This window comes from Rhizobium binxianense, from assembly GCF_028994275.1.
GTDB lineage: Bacteria > Pseudomonadota > Alphaproteobacteria > Rhizobiales > Rhizobiaceae > Rhizobium > Rhizobium binxianense.
Genome location: NZ_CP118713.1, coordinates 2,242,058 through 2,255,187, shown reverse-complemented (window position 1 = coordinate 2,255,187; position 13,130 = coordinate 2,242,058). Strand labels below are relative to the sequence as shown.

The 13,130-nt window shown below is 59.4% G+C and carries 12 protein-coding genes and 1 pseudogene; 7 read left to right on the top strand and 6 right to left on the bottom strand.

Annotated elements, in window-relative coordinates; genetic code table 11:
* Positions 1-3: 3 nt before the first annotated feature.
* Positions 4-1,938, top strand: coding sequence for a mechanosensitive ion channel family protein (locus PO860_RS11250; RefSeq protein WP_275038319.1), 1,935 nt, complete (start codon positions 4-6; stop codon positions 1,936-1,938).
* Between the two features lie 28 nt (positions 1,939-1,966).
* Here PO860_RS11250 and PO860_RS11245 read toward each other — a convergent pair whose 3' ends face one another.
* Both PO860_RS11245 and PO860_RS11240 read right to left on the bottom strand, forming a co-directional pair.
* The gene (locus PO860_RS11245) at positions 1,967-2,326 is read right to left on the bottom strand and encodes a hypothetical protein (RefSeq protein ID WP_275038318.1); all 360 of its coding nucleotides are present in this window, start codon (positions 2,324-2,326) and stop codon (positions 1,967-1,969) included.
* Between the two features lie 77 nt (positions 2,327-2,403).
* Complete coding sequence (locus tag PO860_RS11240) at positions 2,404-3,045, bottom strand: helix-turn-helix domain-containing protein (RefSeq protein WP_273880920.1); 642 nt, start codon at positions 3,043-3,045, stop codon at positions 2,404-2,406.
* 157 nt (positions 3,046-3,202) lie between these two features.
* Between PO860_RS11240 and PO860_RS11235 the strand changes: the two genes are divergently transcribed.
* Positions 3,203-4,162: a hypothetical protein gene (locus PO860_RS11235; RefSeq protein WP_272782349.1), complete on the top strand. Its 960-nt coding sequence runs from the start codon at positions 3,203-3,205 to the stop codon at positions 4,160-4,162.
* Positions 4,163-4,535: 373 nt separating this feature from the next.
* Here the strand turns inward: PO860_RS11235 and PO860_RS11230 are convergent, their stop codons facing one another.
* The 3 genes from PO860_RS11230 to PO860_RS11220 all read right to left on the bottom strand — a co-directional run bounded on the left by PO860_RS11230 (position 4,536) and on the right by PO860_RS11220 (position 8,315).
* On the bottom strand, positions 4,536-6,338 hold the full coding sequence (locus tag PO860_RS11230) for a hypothetical protein (protein ID WP_275038317.1): 1,803 nt from the start codon (positions 6,336-6,338) through the stop codon (positions 4,536-4,538).
* Between the two features lie 92 nt (positions 6,339-6,430).
* On the bottom strand, positions 6,431-7,099 hold the full coding sequence (locus PO860_RS11225) for a response regulator transcription factor (protein WP_183606978.1): 669 nt from the start codon (positions 7,097-7,099) through the stop codon (positions 6,431-6,433).
* Positions 7,065-8,315, bottom strand: coding sequence for a two-component system sensor histidine kinase NtrB (locus PO860_RS11220; RefSeq protein WP_275038316.1), 1,251 nt, complete (start codon positions 8,313-8,315; stop codon positions 7,065-7,067). Before PO860_RS11220 ends, PO860_RS11225 begins: the two co-directional genes overlap by 35 nt.
* A gap of 455 nt (positions 8,316-8,770) precedes the next feature.
* On the opposite strand from PO860_RS11220, the gene PO860_RS11215 reads away from it, so the two are divergent.
* The 5 genes and pseudogenes from PO860_RS11215 to PO860_RS11190 all read left to right on the top strand — a co-directional run bounded on the left by PO860_RS11215 (position 8,771) and on the right by PO860_RS11190 (position 11,927).
* Positions 8,771-8,977: a hypothetical protein gene (locus tag PO860_RS11215; protein ID WP_183606980.1), complete on the top strand. Its 207-nt coding sequence runs from the start codon at positions 8,771-8,773 to the stop codon at positions 8,975-8,977.
* Positions 8,978-9,125: 148 nt separating this feature from the next.
* Positions 9,126-9,929, top strand: a pseudogene (locus PO860_RS11210) (arginine deiminase family protein); the annotation flags it as partial.
* A gap of 183 nt (positions 9,930-10,112) precedes the next feature.
* Entirely contained in the window at positions 10,113-11,207 is a 1,095-nt protein-coding gene (gene cax, locus PO860_RS11200) for a calcium/proton exchanger (RefSeq protein ID WP_272782352.1), read from the top strand.
* Positions 11,204-11,569: a potassium channel family protein gene (locus PO860_RS11195; RefSeq protein WP_272782353.1), complete on the top strand. Its 366-nt coding sequence runs from the start codon at positions 11,204-11,206 to the stop codon at positions 11,567-11,569. The genes cax and PO860_RS11195 overlap by 4 nt, the downstream gene beginning before the upstream one ends.
* Positions 11,570-11,690: 121 nt before the next feature.
* Positions 11,691-11,927, top strand: a complete 237-nt coding sequence (locus tag PO860_RS11190) for a hypothetical protein (protein ID WP_028756251.1) — start codon at positions 11,691-11,693, stop codon at positions 11,925-11,927.
* Between the two features lie 35 nt (positions 11,928-11,962).
* Here the strand turns inward: PO860_RS11190 and PO860_RS11185 are convergent, their stop codons facing one another.
* Positions 11,963-13,117 (bottom strand): AI-2E family transporter, encoded by a 1,155-nt coding sequence (locus PO860_RS11185; RefSeq protein ID WP_272782354.1) that lies wholly within the window; start codon positions 13,115-13,117, stop codon positions 11,963-11,965.
* Positions 13,118-13,130 lie beyond the last annotated feature (13 nt).

Sequence of the window (13,130 nt, the reverse complement as noted above, 5' to 3'; positions counted from 1 at the left end):
AGGTTGAAATGGCTGCTTTCCTTCACCGCCGTTTTTCTCTTCGCGCTGAGTGCTTTGGCGCAAACGCCGCCGGTGAGCCCTCAGCAGAAGATCGACGAACTCGTGCGCCTGCTACAGGATCCCGAAGTGAAGGTCTGGCTTGATAGCCGCAAGCAGGAGAGTGGGGCCGTGCCATCCGTTTCACCGCCCGGCCGCTCGGCCTTGGCCAGGTGGGAGGCCGATGCGCGGGGGCGTGTGAACGCGATTCTGGCGGCAATCCCGGCGATTCCGGCAGAGGTGACGGCGGCAGCAACAAGAGCAAGGCGCGAAGCTGCCGGCAGAGGCTATGCGCCCGTATTCGTCATATTCGGCGGCCTAGTCGCTTTTGGTCTTACCGCCGAGGCGGTGTATCGCAGGTTTGCCGCGCGCCGCGAGGCGTTGTTCGGCCGGCTTATCCCAGTCGGCATATTCGCCGGCGCGATGGGCATCGTCTTTTTCGCGGTCGAATGGCCGCCGCTCGCGCGAGTGACGCTCCTTGCCTATCTCTCGGCCTTCATCCTGTTTCGATTGGCGGCTGCGCTCCTGTCCGCGGCGGCGATGGGCTCGTCGCTGCGGATGAGGCTATTGATCCTGTTCGGGGTCATCAGTTTTGCGATCGCGACAGCAGCCGTCGGCGAGCCGCTCGGCGTTTCCCCTGAAGTCAGCAACGCAATCAGCTACTGCTTCTCCGTGATTGGACTGCTTCTTGCCATCGAGGCCGTATGGTCGATCTTGGAAGGAAGGCGCGCCTGGAAGGCGGCGATAACGGCCTTCCTCGTCGTCCTGTGGCTCGTCTGGTGCCTCAATATGAAGGGCCTGTTCTGGATCGGCATTTACGCGCTGGTGTTGCCGGCGATCCTGAATGCCGTCGGCCGCATGGCGCTATCCTTCACCAGCGATCCCGGTAGCCTGCGCAGTATCCTGGTCGCCCGCGGTGCGCGCGCCGCGGTTATCGCGCTCGCCGTGGGATGGCTGGCGCTTGTCTGGCATCTCAATCCAGACACGCTGGGTCGGCGCGACCCGATGATCGCGGCTCTGTTTTACGGCTGCCTGAAGAGCGTCCTGATCCTCGTGGTCGCGGACCTTCTTTGGCAAGTGGCGCGGGGCTGGATCGACCGAACGCTGAGCGCATCGACCGGCACGACATCGCTTGCCCCGGCCGACGCCGCCCGGCGCGCGCGGTTTCGGACGCTTCTCCCGATCTTTCGCAATGCATTGGCCGTTGCTGTCGCGGTCATGGCGGGGCTGATCGTCCTGGCGCAATTGGGCGTGCAGATCGGACCGCTGATCGCGGGAGCGGGCATCTTCGGAGTCGCCATCGGTTTCGGCTCGCAGACTTTGGTCAAGGACGTCATCAACGGTTTCTTCTACATGTTCGACGACGCCTTCCGTGTGGGTGAATACATCCAGGCCAAGGACTACAAGGGGACGGTGGAAAGCTTCAGCCTGCGCTCGGTGCGTCTGCGCCATCATCGCGGCCCGGTGTTCACGGTGCCGTTCAGTGAGTTGGGTGCTGTCGAGAACATGAGCCGCGACTGGGTGATCGACAAGTTCAGGATCACCGTCGGATTCGATACCGACATAGACAAGGCCCGCAAGCTGACCAAGAAGGTTGGAGCCGATCTGATGGAAGATCCGGAACTCGGCCAACACTTCATCGAGCCGCTGAAAATGAAGGGCGTCGAGCAGTTCGGCGACTACGGCATCGTGTTGAGCTTCGCCATGACTACGGTTCCAGGCATGCAGACCTATATCCGTCGCAAAGCCTATGCCAAGATTCGCGAACTGTTCCTGGCAAACGGCATCGCATTCGCACAGCCAACGGTGCAAGTCGGAGGCGACGACAAGGGCGGCGGCGCGGCGGCCGCTCAAGCGATCCTTGCGCAGCAGGCGGCAAGCGCAGCGACGCCGGCAAAGTGACCTCGTCGGCCAAGGCAGATGAACGGCGCTAAGGTTTCAGATCATAGGCCTGCTGAGACGCACGAAGCTCCACCAGCGTCTTGCCGACACAGCTGCCGCCGCCGGCACCGCCGATCGCCTTTGCCTGTCCATCGAGCGTGATCGTCCCGGCGATCCGGTCGGATGCGACATAGGTCGCCACGCCGTCTTGCGAGACACGCGATATGTAAAAGGCATGGTAGGTTTCGTTGTACTTGCAATGGATGACCAACGGAAACTGAGAGAAGGGATCATCCTCGGCATGGACGGCGTGCAGTGGAAAAACTGCCACCAGAGTTGGGGCGGCGACCAAGCCGGCAAGAACTCTTTTGGGCAATGCGATCGATTTTCGGCGGGACGCATATGTCATGGTTCAATCCCTCTATCGTGGCCTGCAGCGCCGCGCGTGTCGTCAGATCCGCAAGGACGCTGTCACACTCTGCATTGCTAAATCGTCAAGGCGACGAGCGCATCGCGATCGAGAAGCCGAACAATCCGTTGTGATTTGCCGGCAAGACGAAGGATGCGTTTTTCCCGGAGCTTCGTAAAGGAGCGGGCAACCGTTTCGACTGTCAGCCCGAGATAGTCGGCAATATCGCTGCGAGACATCATCATATCGAATTCCGGATCGTCGGGATGGCGGTCGGCCATCTCCTGAACGAAGGCTGCAAGGCGCTTCAAGGCGCTTTGCTCGCTGATGATGAGTTGTTTGCATTGCGCCTTTGCCAGGTTCGTCAGGGCAATGTGCAAAAGATCGATGGGGACGACTGCGTCCTGATTGGTGCGAAACGGCCTTACGCGCGTTTCGCAGATGGCCTCTGCGAAATCGGTTCGGACATTCCCGTTTTCGAGCCCGAACCATTCGCCCTTGCCGCAGAAGGATAGGATATGCCGCTGGCCGTTCGACGTCAGGCGGTAAATCCGCACGGCGCCTGCCTCGACCTGGTAGATGGCAAGGGCGTATTCGCCTTCGCTGTAGATCGTTTCGTCGGCGCTGAGTTTGATCGACTGATCTTTGGCTATCGCGACCGTTCCATGGTGGTGGCCGGGAACCGTTGCGTATTTTCCGATCGCGTGACCCTGGAACATGTGCGTCGTCCCCCATCCGCGTCCATCATAAGCAATCGTTGCTTGCCTCGGTATTCGAGATACCCCTTACGTATTGCTACGGAAGCAAGCGACCGCCGACGGGTGTATAATGCTTCCACCCCTTGAGAGTGATACGGCGGTATCGCGGGAGGTCTAGATGGCACCGGAAGAGGGAGGGGGCAGCCAGGCACGTCAAGACAACGAAAGCGTTCGCGCGCAGCTTGATCGTATACTCGCAAGCCCGGAATTTCTCGCGCCTGAACGCGGGCGCCGCTTCCTGCAATATATTGTGGAAGAGACGCTTGAAGGGCATGCCGGACAGCTCAAGGCCTTTACGATTGCACAGGCGGTGTTCGGCCGTGATGCCTCCTTCGATGCACAGAACGATCCGGTTGTCCGTATCGAAGCGGGGCGTATCCGTCGCGCCCTTGAACGATACTATCTTGTCTGCGGAAGCAGTGACCCGATACAAATCACCATTCCCAAAGGGGGCTATGCTCCACATTTTTCGAGCGATGAAGACACTTCGAACGTCAAGGCCGCCGATGTACCAAATCCGGAGAACAAGCGCCGCCATCCCGGGCATGAGCGATCGATGCGATATCGCGATCTTCTCCTGCCGATCGGCATTCCCGCCCTCTTCGGTGCAATGGCGGTACTCGCCCTCATCCGTCCGCTCGAATCCTACCTCTCGCCGCCGAAAACGCCGCCGGCTGCCGCCTCGACATTGAAAAGCAAAACCAGGATCGTTGTCGAACCCTTCGCTGCCCTCGGCGGTACTGCGCGCGGCGCGGATTTTGCCAAGGGGCTGGCCGATCAGCTGATCGCAAAGCTCATAAAAGTGGACAACCTTGTCGTGCTTGCTCCCGATCGATCCGGCATGGAGACGACCGGCTCGCTATTCAATCTGCAGGGAAGCGTCCTTGTCGAGGGCACGGTCCTGCATCTGCATGTCCGCCTGATCAACGGCGCCGACGGCGCGGTCGTCTGGGCAAACCAATATGACCGCGAGCTGCGCGATCAAACCATTCTCGATGTCGAGGACGAAATTGCCGCTCAAATCATCATGGAAATTTCTGGCGACCGCAAACTGAGCGGCGCAGACCCGATTCCATAGGCGCATCGCAAGCGATCGCGCCTCGGATCGCGGCCGGGACCGCCCACTCGGGATCGTTCGCGCCGTTAGAGCCTTTCCGGGTTAGATTGAAGCATTCTGTTGGCTCAAACGGAGTCGGATGGCCGGTCGATCAGCCGGCCTGTTTCAGCCAACCCTCCCGCAGATTTGCCTGGCAAATCCGCAAGACTTAAGAATCGCCGGGCGCACTTGTCGCTTCGCCATGGCGAAGCGGTGCGGCCGGTGGGCCGGGCATCTCTAACCAGGATCAAAGGCGATCGGCTCGGACGTACCAAGGGGTATGCCCTTCGCCAATCGCCTCTGCCCTGACGAAAACCTGCTCCGGCAGAATGCTTCAATCTAACCCGGAAAGGCTCTATCCTCCCGATGGCAAGTCAACGGCCACCCCCGCGGCGCGCAGGCCGGCAAAGAACCTTTCGCGATCCGCCGGGCGCTGCAAGCGCAGCGAAATCTCCTGGCGGATGTTCGTCATCAATGCCGGCGCGTGGGACTGCAGCCAATCCTGCTCCAACTTGGCTTCGTCCATTTTGCCCGCGGTTCCGAGAATGGACAGCAAGGCAAGGTGGCGCATGGGGTTGCAATCGAGATCTGATATTCGCGACCATTGTTCCGCCGCTTCGATATCGCCTCTCATAAATGCGCACATCGCCATACCCGCCTCGTAATAGCCACTGGGGCCGGCATTTTTGTCAAGCGCGATCGATATCAACTCGCAACCCGATTGCCATTTTCCCGACATCGCCAATCGCAAGCCGTACTCGCCCGCAACTTCCACATCGTCGGGATCCGCGGCATAGGCTGCCGTCCCGGCCGCCAGTGCCTTGTCGATATCTCCCCGGAAGAAGTTCACTAGCATAACGGCGCGAAGCACGCGGGGATTATCCGGCGCCAGCGATGCCGCCCGCTGCGCCGAAGCCGTTGCCAATGCGAGGGCCTCGGCCGAAGATGGTGTGCCGAGCCTGTAGCGAAATCTCATTTCGTCAAGATAGACCAGGGACAAGAGCGCCCATGACGTCGCATTATCGGGTGTGCGCTGGATCGCCTGTTGCAGGCATTCGCGCACCGCACCATGGCTTTGCGCAGTCATCGCCTGGAGATAGCTATAGTAGGCCGGGATACAGGCATGGGCATCCTGGTCTGCCTTCTGCGCCGGCTGAGCGATCATGGCTGTTTCGGCTTGAAAGATGGCGCCGTGAGGCTGCGCTATCGCACCGGCGATTTGCCGGGCGACATTTGTTTGAATCCAGAGCTTGTTCTGAGCGCGAAGATCGGCATCGAAATTATTGGCCCAGATGACCGCCCCGTCTGCCCGACGCACCAGCCTGGCAACGGAGCGCAACCGGCTTCCGTCCGTCTGGACGTTGCCCTGAAGCGCGTAGTCGGCAGCAGCGACATGATCACCCGTCGGCGGATCGGGATCGGCGACCACGACGATGTCATCGAGCTGGGCAAGCTGGCCGATAATATCGTCCCTGAGGCCGTGGGCGATATCCGAAGCGGAATCGACGGAGCTGCTCTCTGCAAAAACCTCGACAGCAACCGTCGGCGGGGAGGCTTCCGACGGCAATGGCCTGATAAGGGCACTTCCCGTCACAAAAAATGCCAATGCGAGGACGAGAAGAAGAAGAAGAAGAAGAAGAAGAAGGATGGCCAGCAGACCGGTTCTGGGACTACGAGCGACCGGCGGCTGCGGACGGCGCGTCTCCTGAGGCGATTGATCTTGATCTGCAAATTCTCCGATCCGCGGATTTTCCGGGTCTTCTTCTGGCCGAGCCGGCACCGGCGCGTCGCGGGTATATTCGAAATGCGGCACGTATCCGCCTTTCGGCACGGTAATAATGACGTCATCCGCCTGGCCTGCGACGAGATAATAACGTTCCAGGGCCTTTCGTATTCGGCCCGCCTCGATCCTGACGACCGGATCATTCCGCGGGTCGAATGACGCTTCCCGACCAAAAACCATATTTGCGATGGTAAACGCCTTCAGGAAGCTTGATCGGCCAGCGAGCGTCTCACTGACAACAAATTCCAAAAAATTTCGCCCGCGCTTCGGCGCGTGAAATTCTTCACTCGCGAGAATTCGTTCGACTTGCCGGCAGATTTCCTCAGCCGTCGGTCCAAGACTGCTGAATACATCGATCTTTGTTGCGTTTCTCATGATCGCCCCTACGACTAGATCACGCAATTATATAAGCATCTTCTAAAGCACAATATCTTAGGGGCGTCCAGTTGCAAGCATCGCTTTTCGAATTATCGGGCGCAGGCTGGCCAGGTGTCGGCCGGTGAGATCCGGCCGGTTTCGGTAGGCTGCTCAACCGCGTCGATGGCGATGGCCATGCGCATGAGTTCTGCAAGATTGCGAGCTCCCATCTTCGCCATCACATTGGCGCGATGGACCTCCACCGTGCGCGAGCTGATGCCGAGATGATAGGCGATCATCTTGTTCTGCAGACCATCGAGCACGCCGTTCAGAACCTGATGTTCGCGGTCCGTGAGCTGACGAACTCGTGCTGCGACGCTTTCGGAATCGGCGACTGCGCAGCCTGGCCGCCTTTGTCCCATCGCCAGATTGATCGCCGCGATCAACGCTTCCTCCCCAAGGGGCTTTTCCAGGAAGTCCGACGCTCCTGCCTTCATTGCTTGAACGGCCGCAGCTATATCGCCCTGGCCGGTAATGACGATCGCCGGAACGTCCGCGCTGAACCGGCGCAGACGGTGGAGCAATTCGATGCCGTTGACATCAGGCATGCGCAGATCCGTCACCAGGCAGTTTCTGCCCGAAAGAGGCAGAATATCCAGAAATGCCTTTGCGCAGCTATGCGCTCGCACGGCAAAACCTGCCGATACCAGCAAGAATGTCAAAGATCGTCTCAATACCTCCTCGTCATCGACGAGATGGATCGTAAGGTCGTTCGTCATCGATTTCGGTCTCCACCAAAGGAAGCGAGAAAGAGAAGACTGAACCATTCTCTGTTCTTCTGCGCGCGCTTATGCGGCCTCCATGCGCCTCGATAATGCGCTTGGACAATGCCAAGCCCATGCCAAGGCCATGCGGCTTGCCGGTCACGAAGGGACGAAACAACGACTCTTCCATCTCGGCTGCAATCCCGCAGCCATTGTCGGACACGTCAACAACGACATGCGAGGAATTCTCCAGTGTTGTCCGGATCGCAATCGAGGGCTGCTCGACACACTCGGTCGCCTCCAGGGCGTTGCGAACGAGGTTCGTCAGCACCTGCACGATCTGAACGCGGTTTCCAAGGACAGTGTTCTGTGATGCTTCGAGCCGAAAGTCGGTGCGAAGGTCTTTTCGCCGCGCCCCAATCAGCGCGAGCCTTGTTGCCCTATGGATCAGGTCGTGCATCGCCTCCGGCTTCCTCTCGGAAGCGCCACGCTCGACGAATTCTCTGACGTTCTGGACGATACTTCCTGCCCAGAGCGCCTGCTGCGTAATTTCCAGCAGCGCTTCGCGAAGCTCTTCACCGCGCCGGCGACGGTTGCCCCTGACAAGGCGCCCGCACCCCTCTGAATAGGCTGCGATAGACGACAGCGGCTGGGAAAGTTCATGGGCAAGTGTGGACGCCATCTCTCCGAGTTCAGTCATTCTTGCAAGACGGGCAATCTCTTGCTGCAGCTCCTGAACTTGCTGCAAAGTCTCGCGTTCGGTTCGAAAGTCCTCAAAAATCGCCGCAGTGAAGACGCCTTTTTCATCATGCGTCCTGATAATGGTAAGGGCGGTCGGAAATTGAACTCCGCTCTTGGTGATCGCCAGACCGGCACGCACCGCCCCATGATCTGCCCAGCGCCCATTCAATCGAACATTCGGTGTCGGACGCCAGACGAAGCTGATCTCTCGGCCTATCAATTCGGGCTCTTCATAACCGAACATGGCGACCGCAGCCTTGTTGCAAGCTGAAATTCTATGGCGGTCACCGAAAAAAAACACCGCGTCCGGCATGTGTTCGTGGAGTTGCCGGATCCAGTCCATCCGCAGTCCGCCGTCTCCTTCGCGCAAACCGCGCGCCGGCTCGCGAGACAGCGTCTGCGACGTTCCGGATGGGACTTGTCCTGCCATGACCGCGACGGTGGAACCGGCTTCGGCGGCGACACGCGGCGCCTCCATCTTGATGGACATGATGGTCTCCTCCGTCCCTTGAGAAGTCTTGGCCCATGGACCGTTTTTTTTGTCCTCCAGAATGACGTTACAATACCACCAATGGGCGGGTAGTCCGTGTAGTATCGCGTAGCCTCTATTGGTCTTGCCTCGCCAACCTTCGGCGCAAACCCACAGCGGGCGTTGATCCGGCTCAATGCCTCCGCCTCATTGTTCCGCTATGGTGGGGAACAGAGGGCAAGTGGCCGTTTTGAGGGAGTCAAAGGATAGGGACGCCCTTGCCGCCCGTGGGCGGATGAGCCGCAAGGAATATCGGCGATCGAGTGATGGCCAAAGCTCGTCTGATCTATTTCTGCAGACAAGATCCACAATTTCCGGCTGATGGCCGGTCAGGCCAAAACACGCCGGTTGGATGATTGCCGTGCCGGAATGACAACCTCGTGTCCGGTTGAGTGGGTCATCGGGAGGGTTTGGTGATGTGGCGATTGCCAATCGAAGCTCCGTTCGAACAGGATATAGAGCTCGCCGTCATCGACGACGAAGGCGTCCATGCCCTGGTTTTCCCCTGCCAGCGTCTACCCGATGGCTGGATCAATGCGGTGACCGGCGACGCGCTCGACATTCATCCTACCCATTGGCGCTTATGGCAAATCCATCGCTGCGATGTTCCGGGTCTTCAATGAACTCCCGCGCCACAGCTGGCGGAAGCGCCGCAACATACTGTGCCGCGGATTGTCTGCGATCAATGACACGACCGATCGGGCCGAAATAGTCTGGTTTTCGAAGAACGGCCGACGCGGCCGCGATCCGGAAAGCTGGAAGGAGGACCACATGCGTGGTTTCGGGGTTCACTCGGAGGTCGGGAAATTGAGAACCGTCATGGTTTGCAGACCGTCTTTGGCTCATCAGCGCCTGACACCTGCCAACTGCCATGATCTGCTTTTTGACGATGTCCTATGGGTACATGAGGCTCAGAAAGATCACTTTGACTTTGTGCTGAAGATGCAGGAACGGGGCGTTGAAGTTCTCGAGCTCCACGACTTGCTTGGCCAGGCGCTTGCCAACAAACAGGCGCGCGATTTCGTATTGGACCGGCGCATTACCCCGAATGTGCTCGGCTCGCAGATCGCCGAGGCGATGCGACCTTGGCTTGACGAAATGCCGCCCACGCAGCTTGCCGCATTCATGATCGGCGGCGTCGCAATCTCCGACCTGCCTGAGGTCAAGGCGAAGTCGCTGATGCTCAGCGCCTTGCCGGAGACGGATTTCGTCATTCCGCCGATTCCGAACACTCTGTTCCAGCGCGACCCTTCTTGCTGGATTTACGGCGGCGTGACCTGCAACCCGATGTTCTGGCCGGCAAGACGCGCGGAAACGCTGATCCAGCGTGCGATCTACAAGTTTCATCAGATCTTCCTCGGCGGCGATTTCCAGATCTGGTGGGGCGATTCAGACCATCAGTTCGCCAATGCCTCGATGGAGGGAGGCGATGTCATGCCGATCGGCAACGGCACGGTCCTGATCGGCAGGGGCGAGCGTACGACCTATCAGGCCGTCGGCCAGGTGGCGCAGGCGCTGTTCCCTATGCGGCGCAGAATTTCCGGTTGTTTTTTACAACATGGTTTGGCCAGCCTGACGATGCGGTCGTGACCTTCTTCCAGCAGATGGCTCTTCCGGAATGAGGCCGCGAGCGCAGAGGGAAGATGAGCAAGACAGGGATCATCGGCGTCGGCCGGGAGCGAGCGGCAACAGATCATCGCGATCCAGGTAATCAGGGGCCAGATGATCAGAGGCCAGGTGATCAGAGGGGAGTGAAGGTTGAGCCTTCTTTTCAAAGAGATTCGCGATAGCCCCATACTCTGGCTGCTGGCCGCCGTGCCGGTGGTGTTCGCAGCTGCGGCGCTCTTCCCCGAGGCCCACACGGCGCTTTTCGTCCTGTCGGTGCTGGCCATCGTCCCGTTGGCCGGCCTGCTTAGTCATGCGACCGAATCCGTTGCCGCCAAGACGGGTGACGCCGCGGGCGGGCTGCTGAATGCGACCCTCGGCAACCTTACGGAACTAGTCATCGCGCTGGCTGCCCTGCAGGCCGGAGAATATACGCTGGTCAAGGCATCCATCGCCGGAGCGATCGTCACCAACACGCTGTTCATGCTGGGCGCTTCGTTTCTGCTCGGCGGGCTCAAATACCACATTCAGGAGTTCAACCGGGCCAGCGCGCGTATTCAATCCGGCCTGCTTTTCCTGGCCACAATCGCCCTGCTGATGCCTTCGGCGCTTGGCGGATTGGACGCGGCCTCGGTCGCACCAGTCACGCAAACGCTCAGTCTCAGCCTGGCTGCCTTGCTGATCGTCGGGTACGGGCTTGGGCTGTTGTTCACGCTTGGGACGCACCGGGAATTTTTTTCTTCAACGGAACATGCCGAGGCTGGCGAAGCGCCGTGGCCGATCGGCCTTGCTCTGGCTACGCTTGCCGGCGTCACCATAATCGTGGCCTTGGTGAGCGAGATTTTCGTCGAGTCCGTGCAGGAAGCGGCCGAAGCCTTCGGAATGACTCCCGCCTTTGTCGGTTTCATCGTCGTCGCCTTGGTCGGCGGCGCCGCCGAAATGGCCTCGGCGTTTGCCGGCGCGCGCAAGAACCGGCTGGATCTGAGCGTGGGCATCGCCCTCGGGAGCGCTTCCCAGATTGCCCTATTCGTTGCGCCCGTTCTGGTCTTGATGAGTTATATCATCGGTCCGTCACCGATGGATCTGCAATTCTGGCCAGGTGCCGTGACGATGATGTTCCTTGCGACGGTGACTGCGATGTTCGTCACCAACAGCGGGCGATCGGCATGGTTTGTCGGCGTCCTGGTGCTGATGGTGTACATGATTTTCGCCATAACGCTGTACGTCCTGCCGCCGGCAGTGCGATGAGATCCCGCGTTCCCAAACAGGAGCGATCGGGCGGCGGACCGCATACCCGGCAGGTGAGAAGGCTATTCTTCGTCGCACTTGCAAAGCAGCTTCGTGTCATCTGGCCGATCCTCTCCGGCATCGTGTCGATCATGGTCGCATCCGGACTTGCAATTTGGCGGATCGAGAATTGGCGGATCGATGAAGCGCTTTATTTTACCTTCGTGACGGGACTTACCATCGGCTATGGCGACTTCACGCCCAAACATGTTTCGGCACGAATACTGGCTTTGGTCATCGGGTTTGCAGGGATCGTGCTGACCGGCGTCATTGCCGCCATCACGGTAAAGGCCTTGAGCATGACGGACCGAGACAGCAGCTAGACCTCTCCGGGTCAGATTGCCGGCACCGCCGGGCTCTCGTACATTTATTCGTGATCTCGGGGAACGATCCCTTGGTGACTTCGTATCCGTTGCAGGGGTGCGTTGAATGCGGAGCTGATCCATGAGCAAAGAGCGTGGCCGCAGAAAACTGATGTTGCGGCTCCCCGATATCCGGCATCTTCTGGAGAGCATGACCAGTGAAGCGCTCGCGGAGATGTTTGAATCCTACGATCTTGCTGTCGATGCGCTGGAGCGGTTCCGAAGTAAGAGCCCGAGGGAGGAGAAGCTCATCATCGAGTATGAACAGCTCTGCCGCGAAATCGAGCAGGAGGTTGTCGTCTACTGCAAGAATAGGTGAGTCCCGCCAGGCGCCGCTGGCGCCTCGACGGACCGTCATTGCGTGTGTTCGATGCGTTCCGGTTGAGCATCGAATCTCGGGGGGCGGCTATTTTCCGATCCGGTCGAAACCGAAGGCCAGGCCCAGGCTTTCAGCAGTTCGTAGAAGACACCGAGAACGACCGGCCCCAAAAACAGCCCCAGAAGGCCTTGTGACAAAGTGCCGCCGATGACGCCGATCAGTATCACCGGCATTGGAGTGGAGAGGCCGCGCGCCATCAAGATCGGTTTCAGTATGTTGTCGACGATCATGATGGGGATCGCAACGGCGGTGAAAGCCAAGGCGATCCACAGGGGCCAGGAGAACCATGCCCAAACGATCACCGGCAAAAGAATAAGTGCAGGCCCGAGCTGCATCAGGCACAGGGCGAACACAAGAAAGGTCAAAGGCCCGCCCGCCGGAACGCCAAAAACGGTAAAACACAGTCCGCATAACAGCGCTTGCAGGAAGGCAACGCCAATGACGCCTCGCGATACATTGCGTACCGTGGCTCCCGCCAGCCGGGCAAAGCCAACACCCTTTTCACCGGCAATCCGGCTTGCCAGCACCTGTATGGTTGCAGCCAGGCGTGCTGACTGCGTGAGCAATACGCCCGAAAGAATGATCGAAACGACAAAGCTCAAAACACCGCCGCCGATCGAGGCAAGCTTCGTGACGACAACGCCCGTCACTTCACGAATGGGCGCCTGAAACTTGATGATGGTAGCGGCCAGATCGCTTGCGATCTTATTCCAGGCGTCGTGGATCCGCTCGCCAACGACAGGCCATTCCCGAATAGCGGCCGGCGCTGAGGGGAGCGTGAAGTTCCCCGCCCGTAACTCGCCGATCAACGCCTGCGCGGTGTCGGCAAAATTGACCGCAACGAGGGCCAGGGGCGCGATGATCAGCACGAGACAAAAGACGACGATGATGACGGCCGCGATAACGGGCCTGTTTCCGATCAGCCTGGAAAGCGCCTCGAATATCGGGAAAAGGGCAACTGCAAGGATGGCCGACCAGATGACGATCAGCGCAAAGGGAGCAATCAGAACGACCGTCCAGTAGGCAAAAAGCCCGACGATGCCCAATCGGACAAGATCGCTTATTCTCGCCTCTATCGAAATCTGCCCTGACCCGGCTCCCTGCGCCGCCGTATCGCCTGTTTTCTCCATCGTTGCGTCCCGT